Below are 17,728 nucleotides of genomic sequence, written 5' to 3' on the forward strand. Positions count from 1 at the left end.
GGGTTGGAAGGAGTTTTTGCATGTTTTCCGGGTCCATTCCCGCTCTGGTGACGCCTTTTCGGGACGGAGCGCTGGATGAAGAGGCTTTCCGGGCGTTCGTGGACTGGCAGATAGAAGAGGGCAGCAGCGCCCTCGTCCCCTGCGGCACGACGGGCGAGAGCGCGACCATGACGGTCGAGGAGCATAACCGCGTCATCGCCATCTGCGTCGAGCAGGCCGCCGGGCGGGTTCCGGTGATCGCGGGCTGCGGTTCCAACGACACCCGAATCGCGCTGGAGCATATGTTCGCCGCGCAGGCCGCCGGAGCCGACGCCGCGCTGGTGGTCGCGCCTTATTACAACAAGCCGAGCCAGGAAGGCGTCTATCAGCATTTCGCCCATCTGGCGCGCCATTGCGACCTGCCGATCATCCTCTACAACGTGCCCGGCCGCACCATCACCGACATCGGCGTGCCGGTGCAGCACCGGCTGGTGAGCGAGTTCCGCACCATCGTCGGCATCAAGGACGCGACCGGCAATCTCGGCCGGGTCAGCGCGCAGCGGCTCGCCTGCGGGCCGGATTATGTGCAGCTTTCGGGCAATGACGAAACCGCGCTCGGCTTCAACGCGATGGGCGGGCGGGGCTGCATCTCGGTGACGGCGAACGTCGCGCCGGCGTTGTGCGCGCAGTTCCAGGCGCTGCTGGCCGAAGGCAAGTGGGACGAGGCGTTGCTGGTGCAGGACAGGCTTTATCCGCTGCACGATGCGTTGTTCAGCGATTCTTCACCTGGGCCGGTCAAATATGCGCTGTCCCGTGTTCGCCCGGAAATGCCGGTCGAGGTGCGCCTGCCGATTACCTGGCCCAGCGCGTCCTCGCAGGCAGCGGTGGACCGCGCGCTGGAGATTGCGGGACTGGTATAAGGAGCCTGCGCTCCCCATATCGCACCCGCAAGGAGATTGTCGACCGATGGCCCGCCCCCGCCCCGAAACGTTCAAGAAGGTCAAGACCGTGGCCGAGAACCGGCGCGCGCGCTTCGACTATGCGATAGACGAGGTGTTCGAGGCGGGCATCGTGCTTCAGGGGACGGAGGTGAAATCCCTCCGTTTCGGCGAAGGCTCGATCGCGGAAAGCTATGCCGAGGTGAAGGATGAGCAGGTCTGGCTGATCAACAGCAATGTGCCGGAGTTCAGCCACGGCAACCGCTTCAACCATGAACCCAAGCGCCCGCGCAAGCTGCTGCTGCATGAGCGGGAGATCGCCAAGCTGCATGGCGCGGTCGCGCGCAAGGGCATGACGCTGGTGCCGCTGTCGATCTATTTCAACGATCGCGGCCGCGCCAAGGTGGAGCTGGCGCTGGCGCGGGGCAAGAATGCGCAGGACAAGCGCGCCACCACCAAGGAACGCGAATGGAAGCGCGAGCAGGGCCGCCTGCTGAAGGAGCACGGCTAGAGATGAGCAGCCGTATCGTTCGCTGGTTCCGTGACAATGCGCCCAAGCGGGAAACTTTCGAAAACAGCAGGATACTGGCGCCGGTCGCCCACCGGGTGCTGGCGCCGGAGCTGTGGCGCTTCACCCGCCGGTCGGTGCCGCGCGGCGTGGCGCTGGGGCTTCTGGTCGGGATCTTCCTGCTGGTGCCGGGCATCCAGATCGCGGGCGCGGCGCTGTTCGCCCTGCCGTTCCGCGCCAACATCCCGATCGCGGCGGCGATGACCTTCCTCAGCAACCCGGCGACGACGCCGCTGATCCTGTGGGCGTCCGTCTATATCGGCAACTGGACGCTGGGCCGCAATGCCGACATCTCCCGCTTCATGACGCTGGTGCATGAGCATGCCGGGATCGGCGAATGGTGCGGCTGGCTGTTTTCGGAGGCCGCGCCCGCGCTGCTGTTCGGCCTGACGGTGATTTCCGTCGCGGCGGCGGTGGTCGGCTATTTCGCGGCGGACTGGATGTGGAAACTGCATCTTGGGCGGCGGTGGAAAGCGCGCCAGCGCCAGGATTGATCGAGATTTCGTCCATGCGGGCCTGCGAAGCGCGCTATTCTGCGCTTCGGTGCTCACGGACCTTTAAGTCCGCTGCGCTCCGATGCTCGAATAGCACGCCTCTCGGCTCCACCTGAACGAAATCTCGACCAATCCTATCCTGATTATCGCGCGCCGCGCCGGGTCGTCGCGGCAAGATTTCGCTTCATCCCTATCCGCTCTTTGCTAAGCTCCGCCAAAGGTCCATAGAGCGCCGCTATGTTTAGGCATATTGGGTTTGGACGCATCGGGCTCGGACGGATCGCAGGAACGGGGAAATGGCTGCCGGATATGGCGGGGGCGACAGGCAACAGCTACAAGCATGAGATCGTCTCGCTGGCCTCGGACAAGGGCGGGCGGTTCGTTCTGCCGCTGCTGATCGGCGCAGCGCTGCTGAGCGCGGCGCTGATCGTCTGGGCGGTGGGCGACTGGGCGCTGGGCGCCGGATTCGCCGCCACCATCGTCGGCCTAGCCGCGCTGCTCCACCTCGTCCGGCCGCAACGCGCGCCCGCCGCGCTGGTGCGCGAGGTCGCGCCGGACTGGACGGTGACGCGCGCGGCGGCCAATGCGCTGGGCATGGCGGTGGCGGTGACGGACCGCAGCGGGCGGCTCGTCTGCGCGAGCGACCTCTACGGCGAGTGGTTCCCCGGCTATCCCGCCCCGCCGTCGCTGCCGCTCGACCGTGACGGCGCGGCGCTGCTGGCCGAGGCGGGCCGCGCCGCCTGGCGCGACGGCGAGGCGAGTTGCGACACCCTCTCGCGCGGGGCGCTCAAGGCCGAGGCGCGCATCACCCGCACGGGCCGCTCGGACGATTATCTGCTGTGGCATTTCTCGCCGGTCCGGCAGGTCAGCCTGATCGAGCAGTTCACCGCGATGGTTATGGGCGAGATGGGGACGCAGCTGGGCGAGGCGGGGCTGATGGCCGCGATCATCGGCGCGGAAGGGCGCATAAGGGGCGCGAACGAGGCGTTCGTGCTGCGCGCCGCCGGGCGCGGCGACGCCGACCTGACCGGGCGCGACCTCGCCGCCTATTTCCGGCGCGACGAGGAAGGCCGCATCTTCTTCGCGCGAGAGGCGCCGGGCATGCTGCCGATCGCGATCTTCCGCGTGCTGCTGCGCGCCGACCAGCCCGACGGCCCGGCGCTCGTGCTGCTGGTCGACCAGCCCGGCAATGTGGCGGCGGGCGGATCGTCGCTTTCCTATTTCCAGGCGCTGCTGGCGCTGATGCCCTTCGGCCTTGCGATGACCGACCGGGACGGGCGGCTGCTCTTCCTCAACGAAAGCTTCGCCCGCGCCGCCAACGTGCCCGACGGCCACCGCCCTGCCTATCCCGGCGATCTGGTGGTGACGGAGGACCAGGCCGCGCTCGCCGCCGCCGTGCGGCGCTACGCGGTCGGCCCGCAGATGACCGGCGATATTGCGGTGCGCCTGCGCAACCGGCCGGAGGAGCCGGTCGCCCTCTCGCTCGCGGGCGTGCGCGGGCTGGGCGAGGCGGCGGTCATCCTGACGCTGAAGGACAATGACGAGGAAGGGCGCCTCAAGCGCCAGGTCGCGCAGGCGACCAAGATGCAGGCGGTGGGCCAGCTCGCCGGCGGCGTCGCGCATGATTTCAACAATATCCTCACCGCCATCATCGGCCATTGCGACCTGATGCTGATGCGCCACACGCCGGGCGACAGCGATTATGACGACATCCAGCAGATCAAGTCCAACTCCAACCGCGCGGCCAGCCTGACGCGGCAGTTGCTCGCCTTTTCCCGCCAGCAGACGCTGCGCCCGCAGGTGATCCAGCTGCCCGACATCGTCGCTGACGTCTCCAACCTGCTGAAGCGCCTGATCGGCGAGAAGGTGAAGCTGGAGGTCAGCCATGGCCGCAATCTGGGGCTGGTCCGCGCCGATCCGGGGCAGATGGAGCAGGTGATCGTCAACCTTGCCGTCAACGCCCGCGACGCGATGCCGGGCGGGGGGACGCTCACCATCCAGACCTTCTCAATCTCCGCCGCGCAGGTGCGGGAAATGCGCTCGACCGTGCTGCCCGCGGCCGACTATACGGGCCTGCGCGTCTCCGACACCGGCATCGGCATCCCGCCGGACATGGTCACCAAGATATTCGAGCCTTTCTTCACCACCAAGGAGGTGGGCAAGGGCACGGGGCTGGGGCTCTCCACCGTCTATGGCATCGTCAAGCAGTCGGGCGGCTATATCTTCGCGGAATCGGCGCCGGGGCAAGGGACGAGCTTCACCATCTACCTGCCCGTCCATGTCGCCAGCGCGGACGAGAAGCAGGCCGCCACCATCCGCACCCCGCCCTCCCGCAAGGTGAGCTGGGGCACCGGCACCATCCTGCTGGTGGAGGACGAGGACATGGTCCGTGCCGTCGCCGAGCGCGCGCTGACGCGGCAGGGCTATACCGTGCTTACCGCCGCCGACGGGGAACAGGGGCTGGAGGCGCTTTCCGGTGCGGACAGGGTGGACCTGCTGATATCCGACGTGGTGATGCCCAATATGGACGGCCCCGCCATGGTGCGGGAAGCGCGCCGGTCCATGCCCGCGCTGCCGGTGCTGTTCATGTCCGGCTATGCCGAGGAGCAACTGCGCAAGTCGATCGACATCGCCAATGTCGCCTTCCTGCCCAAGCCCTTTTCGGTGGCCCAGCTGTCGGAGGCGGTGGCCGATGCTTTCGCCCGGACCCAGCCCGACGGCGACGCGCCGGATAATGGCGAATCATCGCCCTGGCGCGACGGCATGGCATAGTTTCGCTTGCCGAAACTCTGTTTTTGGGCAAGTTTCCGCCGCATGGCGGGACAGCCGCCGGGATGACGCCCGGCGGACTATACAGGATTGGCTTCCTTCTTGATGACATTTGCGACTTCACCGGCGCGGCGCTCCATCCTGATCGTGGAGGATGAGGCGATGATCGCGATGATGCTGGAGGAATTTCTCGAAACGCTGGGGCATCAGGTGCGCGGGGTGGCCGCCACGCTGACCGAGGCGCGCGACAGGGTGCGCGACGGCGGCTTCGACCTCGCCATACTGGATTGCCATCTGGACGGAGAGGAAGTCTGGCCGATCGCGGAGATGCTGGACCGGGCGGACATTCCCTTCATCCTGAGCTCCGGCGGCGCGATGGATGAGGTTCCCGCACCCTTTGCCGGGCGTCCGATGCTGGCCAAACCCTATACGATCGGCACGATTTCCGACATTCTGGCGGCCAGCGGGGAAAAATGACCTCGATATTTGTTCCCCTCTTGTTCTTTTGGAACAAATAGGGTACATGGGCCTTCGTTCCAGTGCCGTGTTGCACTTGGCAGGAGACAGGCCCATGACCGCAATGCTCAAGCTTATCGATTCCGACAAGAAGACGGGGACTATGGACAGACAGAAGGCATTGGAGGCGGCGCTCTCCCAGATCGATCGCGCATTCGGCAAGGGCAGCGCGATGAAGCTGGGCAGCCGGGAGAAGATCGAGATAGAGGCGATTTCCTCCGGTTCGCTGGGACTGGATATCGCGCTGGGCATCGGCGGCCTGCCGCGCGGGCGCATCGTGGAAATTTACGGGCCGGAAAGCTCCGGCAAGACGACGCTGGCGCTGCACGCCATCGCCGAGGCGCAGAAGGCGGGCGGTACGGCGGCGTTCGTCGACGCCGAGCATGCGCTCGACCCGGTCTATGCGAAGAAGCTGGGCGTGGATATCGATGAACTGATCGTCTCCCAGCCCGACACCGGCGAGCAGGCGCTGGAGATCGTGGATACGCTGGTGCGCTCCAACGCGATCGACGTGCTGGTGGTGGACTCGGTCGCCGCGCTGGTGCCGCGCGCCGAAATCGAGGGCGAGATGGGCGACAGCCATGTCGGCCTTCAGGCCCGCCTGATGAGCCAGGCGCTGCGCAAGCTGACCGGCTCCATCTCCCGCTCGCGCTGCCTGGTGATCTTCATCAACCAGGTGCGCATGAAGATCGGCGTGATGTACGGCAACCCGGAAACGACGACGGGCGGCAACGCGCTCAAATTCTACGCGTCGGTGCGCCTCGACATTCGCCGCACCGGCCAGATCAAGGATCGCGAGGACATCATCGGCAACACCACCCGCGTCAAGGTGGTGAAGAACAAGGTGGCGCCGCCGTTCAAGCAGGTCGAATTCGACATCATGTACGGCGAAGGCATCTCCAAGATCGGCGAGATTCTCGATCTGGGCGTCAAGGCCGGGATCGTCGAGAAATCCGGTTCCTGGTTCTCCTATGATTCGGTGCGGATCGGCCAGGGCCGGGAAAATGCGAAGACCTTCCTCAAGGAAAACCCGGAACTGATGGACCGGCTGGAACAGGCCATTCGCGGCAAGACGGATGCGGTCGCGGAAGGCATGATGACCGGCCCGGAGGAAGGGGACGACCTCTAGGGGCCAAGGATGAGGCGACCGCCGCGCGGCCCTTTGCGACAAGGGCACGCGGCGTCCCGCCTCCATCCGCTGCGCGCGGGACATGGTGTCTTTCGCATGACCCGGCCGGGCCTCGTTCCGGTGAAGAGAATAGAGGGAAGGCGTTGATCGTTTTTGTGACAGGTCGGGCTTGTTGTTACAGCATATTGCCGCTTGTCTCGGATCAACGCCTCGCTTAAGCGGCATCTGTCATGACATCCACAAACGATATCCGCCGCTCCTTTCTGGATTATTTCGTGGCTCAGGGCCATGAGCAGGTGCCGTCCGCGCCGCTGGTGCCGCATAATGATCCGACGCTCATGTTCACCAATGCGGGCATGGTGCCGTTCAAGAATGTGTTCACCGGCCTGGAAAGCCGCCCCTACAGCACCGCGACCTCCGCGCAGAAATGCGTGCGCGCCGGGGGCAAGCACAACGATCTCGACAATGTCGGCTATACCGCGCGGCATCATACTTTCTTCGAAATGCTGGGCAATTTCAGCTTCGGCGATTATTTCAAGGAACAGGCGATCCATCATGCGTGGACGCTGATCACCCGCGAATGGGGCATATCCCCCGACCGCCTGACGGTGACTGTCTATCACGACGATGACGAGGCCTTCGGCTTCTGGCGCAAGATCGCGGGCCTGCCGGAGGAGCGGATCATCCGCATCGCCACCTCCGACAATTTCTGGTCGATGGGCGATACCGGCCCCTGCGGCCCCTGTTCGGAGATTTTCTACGATCATGGCGACCATATCTTCGGCGGCCCGCCCGGATCGCCGGACGAGGATGGCGACCGGTTCGTGGAGATCTGGAACCTGGTCTTCATGCAGTTCGACCAGTCTGTCGACGGCACGCGCGTCGACCTGCCGCGTCCCAGCATCGACACCGGCATGGGGCTGGAGCGCATCGCGGCGGTGCTTCAGGGCGTGCACGACAATTACGACACCGACACCTTCAGGGCGCTGATCGCGGAATCGGGGTCGCTGACCCACAGCGCGACCGACGGCGCTCACAAGGCGAGCCATCGCGTGATCGCGGACCATCTGCGCTCCTCCGGTTTCCTGATCGCCGACGGCGTGCTGCCCGCCAATGAAGGGCGCGGCTATGTGCTGCGCCGGATCATGCGGCGGGCGATGCGCCATGCCCATTTGCTGGGCGCGGCCGAGCCGCTGATGCACCGGCTGGTCGGCGCGCTGGTGCGTGAGATGGGCGGCGCCTATCCCGAACTGCTGCGCGCGCAGCCGCTGATCGAGGATACGCTGCTGCGCGAGGAAACCCGTTTCCGCCAGACGCTCGACAAGGGGCTGAAGCTGCTCGACGAGGCGACCGGCGGCATGAAGACGGGCGACGTGCTGCCCGGCGAGACGGCCTTTCGCCTCTACGACACCTACGGCTTCCCCTATGACCTGACCGAGGATGCGCTGCGGGCGCAGGGGCTGGGCGTCGACCGCGCCGGCTTCGAGGCCGCGATGGCCGAGCAGAAGGCCGCCGCCCGCGCCGCCTGGAAGGGTTCGGGCGAAAAGGCGTCGGACGAGATCTGGTTCGATCTGGCCGAGGAACTGGGCGCGACCGAATTCACCGGCTATGGCGCGAACAGCGGCGACGGGCAGGTGGTCGCGATCGTGCGCGACGGCGCGCGGGTCGACAGCGCGGGCGCCGGGGAAACGGTGACGTTGCTGACCAACCAGACGCCCTTTTACGGGGAAAGCGGCGGCCAGACCGGCGACAGCGGCCGCGTGACCAGCCTTGACGGGCTCTCCGCCACCGTCAGCGATACCGGCAAGGCGCTGGGGCGTCTCCATACCCATCAGCTGACGATCGAAAGCGGCACGGTCCGCGTGGGCGACACGGTGCATCTGGTCGTCGACACGGCGCGGCGCGATCGCATCCGCGCCAATCACAGCGCGACCCACCTGCTGCACGCGGCGTTGCGCGAGCGGCTCGGCAAGCATGTGACGCAGAAGGGCAGCCTTGTCGCGGAGGAGCGTCTGCGCTTCGACTTTTCGCATCCCGACGCGCTGACGCCTGCGCAGATCGCGCAGATCGAGGCGGACGTGAACGCGCAGATCCGCGCCAACGAGCCGGTGCTGACCCGGCTGATGACGCCGGACGACGCGATCGCGGCGGGCGCGATGGCGCTGTTCGGCGAGAAATATGGCGACGAGGTCCGTGTGCTGTCCATGGGGCAGGATCAGGACCGCAGCTATTCGGTCGAGCTGTGCGGCGGCACCCATGTCCGGGCGCTCGGTGATATCGGCCTGTTCAAGATCATCGGCGAAAGCGCGGTTGCCAGCGGCGTGCGCCGTATCGAGGCGCTGACCGGTGAAGCGGCGCGGCTCTGGCTGGCGGAGCGCGAGGAGGCGCTCAGGACGGCCGCCGCCACGCTGCGGACGACGCCGGAGGAGGTGCCCGCGCGCGTGACCGCGCTGGTCGACCAGGCGCGCAAGCTGGAGCGGGAGCTGGCCGAGGCGAAGAAGGCGCTCGCGCTGGGCGGCGGCGGGGCCGCCGTGGCGGACAAGGGGCCGGAGACGATCGGCGACGTCGCCTTCATCGGTCAGGTGATCGAAGGGCTGGACCCGAAGGAATTGCGGGGCCTTGTCGACGAGAACAAGAAGCGCATGGGCAGCGGCATCTCCGCGGTGATCGCGGTGACGGATGGCCGCGCGTCGATTGCGGCGGGCGTCACCGACGATCTGACCGGCCGCTTCAACGCGGTCGATCTGGTCCGCGCCGGTGTCGAGAAGCTGGGCGGCAAGGGCGGCGGCGGCCGTCCCGACATGGCCCAGGGCGGTGGCCCGGATGGCGGCGAGGCGGCCGCGGCGCTCGACGCCGTGCGTGCGTTGATCGCGGGCTGACTTCTCCTTCCTTCGGGAGGACGGGTGATGACGGGCGATTGCCGGTGATTGACTGTCGCCGCCGGAGGTGAGGGCTGCTTTGGGCCTGCAATGAAGTTGCCGATAGGGTCGCCGGCAGGCTGCGTATTGGGTTCAACCCGTTCTTTGAAGCCGACCGATCAGGGAGAGAGAGCGATTGATCTATATTTTTCCCCATTTCAGGGAAAGACGGGCTGCGGCGAACTCGGTCCGACGGTCGGATGATGTGGATTGGCGGTTATGGAGTTTGCAAATCTCCTTGTGGAGTAACGGCTTTGGGGTGGTTGGCAGTCTTTCCTGAACCGTCATGCTAACCAAGTTCAGGGTGATGATAAGGGTTATGTCCGCCTTTGGCCGCAACCCGCATCGGGCAGGCGCCGGGTTCGCAAGCGCTCCGGATCGGTTCATCACGCGCGCTAATCCCCGATCGAGGAGCGCTGCCGCCTTCTCAACGTTTTTCGCCGGTCAGCCCGATTTCGCGCAGCCGCTCGTGGAGATAGTCGTCCGCGGTGATCGGCTCATGGCGGCGCGGATTGGCGGCGGTGACGCAGCCGGGCAGCGGGTCGATCAGGAAGTCCGGGCGCAGGTGCAGGAAAAAGGGCATCGAATAGCGCGACAGCCCCTGCCGCTCCGGCGCAGGGTTCACCACGCGATGAGTGGTGGAGGGCAGCACATGATTGGTCAGCCGTTGCAGCATGTCGCCGATATTGACCACCAGCGCGCCCTCCGGCGGGCGGATGGCGCGCCAGCGGCCCGTCCGGTCGAGCAGTTGCAGCCCGGCTTCCTCCGCGCCCAGCAACAGGGTGATGAGGTTGATATCCTCATGCGCGCCCGCGCGCACCGCGCCTGCTTCCGTCCGGTCGGCATCGGCGATCGGCGGATAATGGAGCAGGCGCAGGATGCTGTTCCCCTGCCGGGTCGGCCCCACGAACCAGTCCGGGTCGAGCGCGAGGTCGAGCGCGATGGCGCGCAGCAGCCGGGCGCCCAGGCGGTCGAACTGGTCGAACAATCGGGTGAAGCAGGCGCGAAAACCGGGCAGCGCCTCGTCGGGCCAGACATTGGCGGGCATGCCGTCGGGCAGGGGGAGACCGCCCTGCGGTTCGCGCCCCACATGCCAGAATTCCTTGAGGTCGTGCGCCTTTGCATTTTTGGCGATTTCCCGGCCGAACGGGGTGTAGCCGCGCTGTCCCCCGCCGCCTTCGACCAGATAGCGCCGCTTCTCCGCCTCCGGCAGCGCGAAGAAGCGGGCCGTGAGGTTCCAGCCTTGCGCGACCAGATCGGGCGGGATGCCGTGGTCGGCGACGATCGCGAAGCCATAGTCGCGGAAGCTCCGGCCGAGCGCGGCGGCGAACGCCCCGGCGGGCATCTGTTCGATGGAAAGGGCGGGAATCGGGGCGTCGTTCTCGGTCATGCCGGGGGTGTAGAATATATGCGATGATGAGGCGAGAGGGGCGGGCCGGCCTTCTCCGCTTGATCTGCGCGCCGCCGCTGTGCATGGCGACAGAAAGGATCGCAACTTGGACCCGTGAACCGGGCCGGAAAGGACGCGCATGAACTACTGGCTGATGAAATCCGAACCCGATGCCTTTTCCTGGGACGATCTGGTCAGGCAGAAAAAGGCGGAGTGGGATGGCGTGCGCAATCACCTTGCCCAGCGCCACATGAAGGAGATGAAGAAGGGGGACCGCGCCCTTTTCTACCACAGCAATATCGGGCTGGAGGTCGTCGGCATCATGGAGATCGTCGAGGAGGCGGCGCCCGACAGCACCGATGAGACCGGCCGCTGGATCGCGGTGCATGTGTCGCCGGTGGAAAAGCTGCCCCATCCGGTGACGCTCAAGACGATGAAGGCCGATCCGGCGCTGGCGGACATGGTGATGATCCGTCAGTCGCGCCTGTCCGTTTCTCCGGTCACGCAGGCGGAATATCGCCACATCCTGAAACTGGGCGGGCTGAAGTAACCGTGCGGCTTTCGCGCAGTAACGGATAAGGAAAAGAAGCCCTTGCTGTCCCGATGGAACGGCAAGGGCTGTCAAGTTTCGATAGAGAGGGGGGTGTTCGTCAAAATAATCGTCAAGTTCAGCCGAAGAGGCTGAGATACGCCATTGCGGGCGCGCTGAGCGAGATCACACCAGCGAAAACGGTGAAGCCGATCTGCGAGAGGTTCGTCATTGCCTTTACTCCTGTGAAAGCCTTCACGGCTCCTCTTCGTTTGTGTTCGTTGTTGAGCGCGCATATGGTTTGGGGTGTCCCGATCCTCAAACGCAAAAGACACAGTGCCGATTGCATTTTTTGCAATGCAACATGAAGTGAGCGGTTGCGATATGGGCTTTGCGGGCCCTGCCGCACCCGAAAAAGCAAAGGATTTGCGCCCTGAACAGACTGCAACAGGCCATGGAAGCGCTCTGTGACAAATATGTTACAGCAGGCCCGTTATCGCACCTGCACCTGTTTCTGGCGCGCGATGGCGAGGTTCTGGTGGACCTGCGCCGGGGCATGGCGCGGGCCGAGGGCTCGCTGCTGGCGCCCGACTCGCTCTACCGCATCGCCTCCATGAGCAAGCCGCTCACCATCGCGGTGGCGTTGACGTTGGTCGAGGAAGGGCGACTGTCGCTGGAAATGCCGGTCGCCGATATCCTTCCGGAATTCACCGGCATCGGCGTGTGGACCGGCGAGATGGACGGCGAGGGCGTATTCGTCAGTACGCCCTGCCGCAGGCCGATGACGGTCCTTGACCTGATGCGCCACACCGCCGGGTTCAGCTATTCCATCCACGCCGCCTCGCCGCTGGACGCGGCCTATGCCGAGCGCAGCCTCGACACCTTCCGGCAGCGCCGCTCCGGCGCGGACTATGCCGCCGCGCTCGCCGAACTGCCGCTGCTGCATCAGCCGGGCGAGCGGTTCCACTATTCCGTCTCCATCGACGTGCTCGGCCTCGTGATGGAGCGGGCGACCGGGCAGCGGATCGAGGAACTGATGCAACGGCGCCTGTTCGACCCGCTCGGCATGAAGGACAGCTTCTTCGTCGTGCCGCCCGATCATATCGACCGACTGACCGATGCCTGGCTGGTGGAGCGGGAGGGGAGCGCCCCCATCCTCTACGACCGCGGCGCGCACAGCCGCTGGCGGATGCAGCCGCACTGCGCCTCGGCGGGCGGCGGGCTGGTGTCGAGCGTGGGCGATTATCACCGCTTTCTCCACATGATGATGCAGGGCGGGGAACTGGACGGCGCGCGGATCCTGTCGGCGGAAAACGTCGCGCTGATGATGCGCAACCAGCTGCCGGGCAATGCGGATCTCGCGCAGATGGGCGCGGCGCCGCTTTCCGAAACGGGCCTGCACGGGGTCGGCATGGGGCTGGGCGCGGCGGTGCTGCTCGATCCCGCGCGCGCCGGCATGGCGGGTTCGGCGGGACTGTGGTTCTGGGGCGGGCTGCTGTCGACCGGCTTTTTTCTCGACCCCGCGCGGCGCTTGATCGGCCTTGTGATGACACAGCTGATGCCTTCGGGCACGACGCGATTGCGGGAAGATTTCCGGTGCGCTGTATATGAAGCGATCATGGAGGAACGGCATGGATGAGAAACAGGACGGCAAGGCCGGCATGACGCACGCGGAACTGGTGCAGGAACTGCTGACGCTGCTGGATGTCGAGCAGCTTGGCGAGCATCGCTTCCGGGGGATGCGCAAGCGCGGCGGCGTCGGCCGCGTCTATGGGGGGCAGGTGGTGGCGCAGGCGCTGGCCGCCGCGGTCAAGACGGTCGATCCCGCGCGGGCCGTGCATTCGCTGCATTCCTATTTCCTGCGCGGCGGCAGCGAGGATCATGAAATAGAATATCGCGTCGAGGCCGATTTCGACGGGGGCAGCTTTTCCAATCGCCGCGTCGTCGCCAGCCAGGAGGGCAGGGTGATCTTCAACCTCGCCGCCTCCTTCCATCACGCCGAGCCGGGGCACAGCCACCAGCCGGACATGCCCGACGTGCCCGCGCCCGAGGACCTGCCGACGGTGCTGGAATATCTGGAGCAGCATCCCGAACATCCGCCCCGTATCCCGAACCGCCTTTACCGCACCGCCTCGCCGATCGAGGTGCGTTGCGTCGGCGTGCCGCCCTTTTGCGAGGCCACGCCGGTGGAGCCCAGCCTTTCCATGTGGTTCCGCGCGGCGGCGCCGGTCGAGGCGCCGCAGTGGATGCATCGCGCGCTGGTCGCCTATGCCAGCGACTTCGCGATGATCACCACGGCGCTGCGCCCCCATGGCCGGTTCGAGGTGCAGGCGGCGAGCCTCGACCACAGCCTCTGGTTCCATGACGATGCCGATGCGGGCGACTGGCTGCTCTACACGACGGAAAGCCCGTGGACGGGGCATGCGCGCGGCTTGACCTTCGGCCGTATATTCGACCGGTCGGGCAGGCTGGTCGCCAGCGTCGCGCAGGAAGGGCTGATCCGCGATCGCAGCCTGAAATGAGGCGCTGAATGAGGCGCCCGCGCTCGTCGAGCCGGGCCGCCGGGGGCGGGGCGTGGGGATTGCCGGGTGGATTGCCGGAGAGGCGCTTGCCAAATGGCGTCTCGCAGGTTATTATTGCGAATAATTATCAATAAGAGGGGTCGAGCATATTAGAGGACTGGACGATGACCTTTGAATTTTCCCCGCCGATCGGCCGCACGGCCACCGCCTATCCGGCCCTGCTGGTGAACGCCGCGCGCTGCTGGCGGGGAGCGAGGGATGATCGTCAGCCGATCCAGCCGCTTCTGGTCTCGCTCCTCTCCCGGCAGGGATGCGCGATCCTCGCGCCCGTGCTCGACAGCCTGATGCATTGCTATGAAACCGCGCTGGGCAGGCCGCTCGCGGTCGGCGCGGACGGCGAACTGACCGACGACGAGCGGTTGCTGGTCGCGCTGGTCAGCGGCTCCGCGCGCCGCGCCGCCTGCCTCGATTGTCCGAAGGAGGCCGCGCTCACCCTCGATTGCGCGCTCTGTTCGGCGCGGATCATGCTGGCGCTGGAGCAGATGATGGCGCCGCCGGAGGCCGCGTCCCTGACCCTGCAATAGATAGCGGGCCATCGGAGGCCGCGCTGGGAGATGCGTCCGATCCCTGTTATGCCCTCCCTTGCACAATGAGTCGGCGCCGGAAGGCCAGAAACGGAGAGCGGGCAGGAATGAGCGGAATCGCGCAGGAACAGAACGTTCATTTCGAGGACATGCGCCATAAGGGCATGCGCCGTCTTTCGGGCGGGACCTTCTCCATGGGGTCGGAGCGTTTCTACCCTGAGGAGGCGCCCGTGCGGCAGGTGCGGGTCGATCCGTTCTGGATCGATGAGGCGCCGGTGACCAACCGCGATTTTCAGCGCTTCGTCGAGGCGACCGGCTATGTGACCTTCGCGGAGATCGCGCCCGATCCGAAGGATTATCCCGGCCTGCTGCCCGAACTGGCGCAGCCCGGATCGCTGGTGTTCCGCCGCACGCGCGGCCCGGTGGCGATGGACGATTTCAGTCAGTGGTGGAGCTTCGAGCTGGGGGCGGACTGGCGCCATCCCTGGGGGCCGGAAAGCTCGATCGAAGGGCTGGAGGATCACCCCGTCGTGCAGATCGCGTGGCAGGATGCGGAGGCCTATGCGCAGTGGGCGGGCAAGCAGCTGCCGACCGAGGCGGAATGGGAATATGCCGCGCGCGGCGGGCTGGTACGGGCGGAATTCGCCTGGGGCGACGAACTGGCGCCGGGCGGGCAGATGCTCGCCAATTACTGGCAGGGCAATTTTCCTTACGCCAACCAGATGCTGGACGGGTGGGAGCGGACCTCGCCGGTGCGGACTTATCCTGCCAACGGCCATGGGCTGTTCGACATGATCGGCAATGTGTGGGAGTGGACGGTCGACTGGTGGTCGCTGCCTTCCCCGATGAAGAAGGCGAGCAAGGGCGCCTGCTGCATCCCGGCCAATCCGCGCGGCGGCAAGGAACGGGAGAGCTACGATCCGTGCTCCCCCGATGTCCGCATCGCGCGCAAGGTGCTGAAGGGCGGGTCGCATCTGTGCGCGCCCAATTATTGCCAGCGCTATCGCCCGGCGGCGCGCCATCCCCAGCCGGTGGACAGCCCGACCAGCCATATCGGCTTTCGCTGCATCGTGCGGGAAACGGTCGAAAAGGGCTGAGCACCCCGCTTTTACGATTGGATAAATGCGTCATCGCACTGGTGCCGGAAGGGCCGGCGCGGCCGGGCGGGCCTGTGCGCATCCCGTGCTCCAGATCAATCATATTATTGATCGAAAAACATACAGATTAAAAATTTGATTTATGACGCCGGGCCTGCGAGCAGAGGCAGGGTCGAATGCGTCCTGCCTCTTGCACCGCCTTTTCGCGTGCCGGGGCCGACCGTTCCTTCGGATCGAATATGAGAGGATTATGAAGACAGCGGAAATTCTGGTCATCGGCGGCGGCATCGGCGGCCTTACCTCCGCCATCGCGTTGCGCGAGCGCGGCTTTTCGGTGGAGGTGATAGAGCGCGACCCCGACTGGTCCGTCTATGGCGTGGGCATCATCCAGCAGGCCAATGTCGTGCGGGCGGTGGCGGACCTCGGCATATTGGAGGATTATCTGGCCGCCGGGGTCGAATTCGACGCGGTGGAGATTTTCGCGCCCGACGGCACGAAGGTCGCCCGCATTCCCTCGCCCCGTCTGGCGGAAGGCTATCCGCCCTGCGTCGGCATCGGCCGCCCCGCGCTGCACAAGGTGCTGGGGGACAAGACGCTGGCCGCGGGCGCGCGGGTGCATCTGGGCATCACCGCCGACAGCATCGAGGATGACGGGACGAAGGTGCATGTCCGCTTCTCCGATGGGCGGGAGGGCGACTATGACCTCGTCATCGGCGCGGACGGCGTCTATTCGCAGACCCGGTCGATGATCCTGCCCGACGCGGAAAAGCCCGAATATACCGGGCAGGCGGTGTGGCGATACAATTTCCCCCGCCCGGAAGGGATGGACAGCCTCCAGGTGTTCAACGGCCCGACCGGCATCGGGCTGGTGCCGATCAGCGCCGATCTGATGTATATGTATGTGACGACGCCGGAGCCGGGCAATCCCCGCTATCCGCGCGAGGGGCTGGCGGCGGCGATGCGCGGCAAGCTGGAGCATGCCGCGCCCGCGATCCGCGCGCTGGCCGGGCAGATCACCGACGATGACGGCGTCGTCTATCGCCCGCTCGAAGGGATGCTGGTCGAGGGGCCATGGCACAGGGGGCGCGTCGTTCTGCTGGGCGATGCCGTCCATGCGACGACGCCGCATCTGGGGCAGGGCGCAGGGATGGCGATCGAGGACAGCCTCGTGCTCGCCGACGAACTGGCCCGCCATGACGATATCGAGGAGGCGTTCGCCGCCTATCGCGCCCGGCGGTTCGACCGCTGCGCCTATATCGTCCGCTCCAGCCTCGCGATCTGCGACGGCCAGCTGGGCAAGGGGCCGCCGGTCGACAATGCGAAGGCGACGGCAGACATGTTCGCGGTTATCGCGCAACCCATCTGAAGGAAGAAGGCAATGAGCAGAGTGACCGAAATCCGCTATGTCGGCTATGGCGTGGCGGATTATGAGGCCGAGAAGGCCTTTTACGAGGAAATCTGGGGGCTGGAGCCGGTGCCGAGTCCCGTTCCGAGCGATGACGGCATGGCGTGGTTCAAGGCGCCGGGGCATGACGAGCATCATGTCGTGCGGCTGCGCAAGGCGGAGGAAAACCGCATCGACCTGATCGCGCTGGCCGCCGAGAGCCGCGCCGATGTCGAGGCGCTGTACGAGAAGGTGCGCGCGGCGGGCGCGAGGATCGTCAGCGAGCCGCAGGACATGACGACGCCGGGCGGCGGCTACGGCTTCCGCTTCTTCTCGCCCGACGGCCTGCAATTCGAGATTTCGAGCGACGTTGCGCGCGGCGCCAAGCGGGAAATCGGGCGCTGGGAAGGCGTGCCGGTGAAGATCAGCCATATCGTGCTCCATTCGCCGGATCATCAGGCGCTGGTGACGTTCTTCACCGACGTGCTGGGGTTCAAGGTCTCCGACTGGCTGGGCGACTTCATGTGCTTCCTGCGCTGCAACGAGGCGCATCATCGCATCGCCGTGCTGCCGGGGCCGCCCTGCCTCAACCATGTCGCCTATGACATGGAGGGCGTTGACGGCATGATGCGTGGCGCGCACCGGCTGAAGATCAAGGGCATCGACATCGGCTGGGGGCCGGGCCGCCATACGGCAGGCAACAACACCTTCAGCTATTTCGTGACGCCGGGCGGCTTCGTCACCGAATATACCTCCGACCTGGAGGAGGTGGATTTCGAGGCGCACCAGCCGACCGTCTACACCCCGGCGCCGATGGTCATGGACCAGTGGGGCATCGGCACCGGCGGGCCGCAGACGCTGCCCCATCCGCACCCCAACCCCGGCCTGTTCGTGGCCGTGGAGGCATAGAC

15 protein-coding genes are annotated in these 17,728 nt (G+C 66.1%); 14 read left to right on the plus strand and 1 reads right to left on the minus strand.

Going from position 1 to position 17,728, the window contains the following annotated elements:
- Window positions 1-20 precede the first annotated feature (20 nt).
- The 7 genes from dapA (at window position 21) to alaS (ending at window position 9,272) form a co-directional block, all read left to right on the plus strand.
- Window positions 21-899, plus strand: coding sequence for a 4-hydroxy-tetrahydrodipicolinate synthase (gene dapA / locus GGR43_RS14265; protein WP_188072663.1), 879 nt, complete (start codon window positions 21-23; stop codon window positions 897-899).
- A 46-nt stretch (window positions 900-945) separates the two neighbouring features.
- Complete coding sequence (gene smpB, locus GGR43_RS14270; protein WP_188072664.1) at window positions 946-1,428, plus strand: SsrA-binding protein SmpB; 483 nt, start codon at window positions 946-948, stop codon at window positions 1,426-1,428.
- 2 nt (window positions 1,429-1,430) lie between these two features.
- Entirely contained in the window at window positions 1,431-1,979 is a 549-nt protein-coding gene (locus GGR43_RS14275) for a DUF2062 domain-containing protein (RefSeq protein WP_188072665.1), read from the plus strand.
- A gap of 309 nt (window positions 1,980-2,288) precedes the next feature.
- Complete coding sequence (locus GGR43_RS14280; protein WP_188072666.1) at window positions 2,289-4,751, plus strand: hybrid sensor histidine kinase/response regulator; 2,463 nt, start codon at window positions 2,289-2,291, stop codon at window positions 4,749-4,751.
- Window positions 4,752-4,853: 102 nt separating this feature from the next.
- On the plus strand, window positions 4,854-5,225 hold the full coding sequence (locus GGR43_RS14285; RefSeq protein ID WP_188072667.1) for a response regulator: 372 nt from the start codon (window positions 4,854-4,856) through the stop codon (window positions 5,223-5,225).
- A 94-nt stretch (window positions 5,226-5,319) separates the two neighbouring features.
- Window positions 5,320-6,393, plus strand: coding sequence for a recombinase RecA (gene recA, locus GGR43_RS14290; protein ID WP_188072668.1), 1,074 nt, complete (start codon window positions 5,320-5,322; stop codon window positions 6,391-6,393).
- A 230-nt stretch (window positions 6,394-6,623) separates the two neighbouring features.
- Complete coding sequence (gene alaS, locus GGR43_RS14295) at window positions 6,624-9,272, plus strand: alanine--tRNA ligase (protein WP_188072669.1); 2,649 nt, start codon at window positions 6,624-6,626, stop codon at window positions 9,270-9,272.
- A gap of 466 nt (window positions 9,273-9,738) precedes the next feature.
- Here the strand turns inward: alaS and GGR43_RS14300 are convergent, their stop codons facing one another.
- Entirely contained in the window at window positions 9,739-10,701 is a 963-nt protein-coding gene (locus GGR43_RS14300; RefSeq protein ID WP_188072670.1) for an isopenicillin N synthase family dioxygenase, read from the minus strand.
- A gap of 139 nt (window positions 10,702-10,840) precedes the next feature.
- On the opposite strand from GGR43_RS14300, the gene GGR43_RS14305 reads away from it, so the two are divergent.
- The 7 genes from GGR43_RS14305 (at window position 10,841) to GGR43_RS14335 (ending at window position 17,726) form a co-directional block, all read left to right on the plus strand.
- Entirely contained in the window at window positions 10,841-11,251 is a 411-nt protein-coding gene (locus GGR43_RS14305; protein ID WP_188072671.1) for an EVE domain-containing protein, read from the plus strand.
- A 433-nt stretch (window positions 11,252-11,684) separates the two neighbouring features.
- Window positions 11,685-12,869, plus strand: coding sequence for a serine hydrolase domain-containing protein (locus tag GGR43_RS14310; RefSeq protein ID WP_188072672.1), 1,185 nt, complete (start codon window positions 11,685-11,687; stop codon window positions 12,867-12,869).
- Complete coding sequence (locus GGR43_RS14315; RefSeq protein WP_246343758.1) at window positions 12,862-13,752, plus strand: acyl-CoA thioesterase; 891 nt, start codon at window positions 12,862-12,864, stop codon at window positions 13,750-13,752. The genes GGR43_RS14310 and GGR43_RS14315 overlap by 8 nt, the downstream gene beginning before the upstream one ends.
- Window positions 13,753-13,916: 164 nt before the next feature.
- Window positions 13,917-14,336 carry a hypothetical protein gene (locus tag GGR43_RS14320; RefSeq protein WP_188072673.1) on the plus strand — a complete coding sequence of 140 codons (420 nt, stop codon included), beginning with the start codon at window positions 13,917-13,919 and terminating at the stop codon, window positions 14,334-14,336.
- 164 nt (window positions 14,337-14,500) lie between these two features.
- Complete coding sequence (locus GGR43_RS14325; protein ID WP_188072765.1) at window positions 14,501-15,433, plus strand: formylglycine-generating enzyme family protein; 933 nt, start codon at window positions 14,501-14,503, stop codon at window positions 15,431-15,433.
- Window positions 15,434-15,683: 250 nt separating this feature from the next.
- Window positions 15,684-16,799: an FAD-dependent oxidoreductase gene (locus GGR43_RS14330; RefSeq protein ID WP_188072674.1), complete on the plus strand. Its 1,116-nt coding sequence runs from the start codon at window positions 15,684-15,686 to the stop codon at window positions 16,797-16,799.
- Between the two features lie 12 nt (window positions 16,800-16,811).
- Window positions 16,812-17,726 (plus strand): VOC family protein, encoded by a 915-nt coding sequence (locus GGR43_RS14335; RefSeq protein ID WP_188072675.1) that lies wholly within the window; start codon window positions 16,812-16,814, stop codon window positions 17,724-17,726.
- Window positions 17,727-17,728 lie beyond the last annotated feature (2 nt).

The sequence above is a fragment of the Sphingobium jiangsuense genome (assembly GCF_014196495.1).
Lineage (GTDB): Bacteria > Pseudomonadota > Alphaproteobacteria > Sphingomonadales > Sphingomonadaceae > Sphingobium > Sphingobium jiangsuense.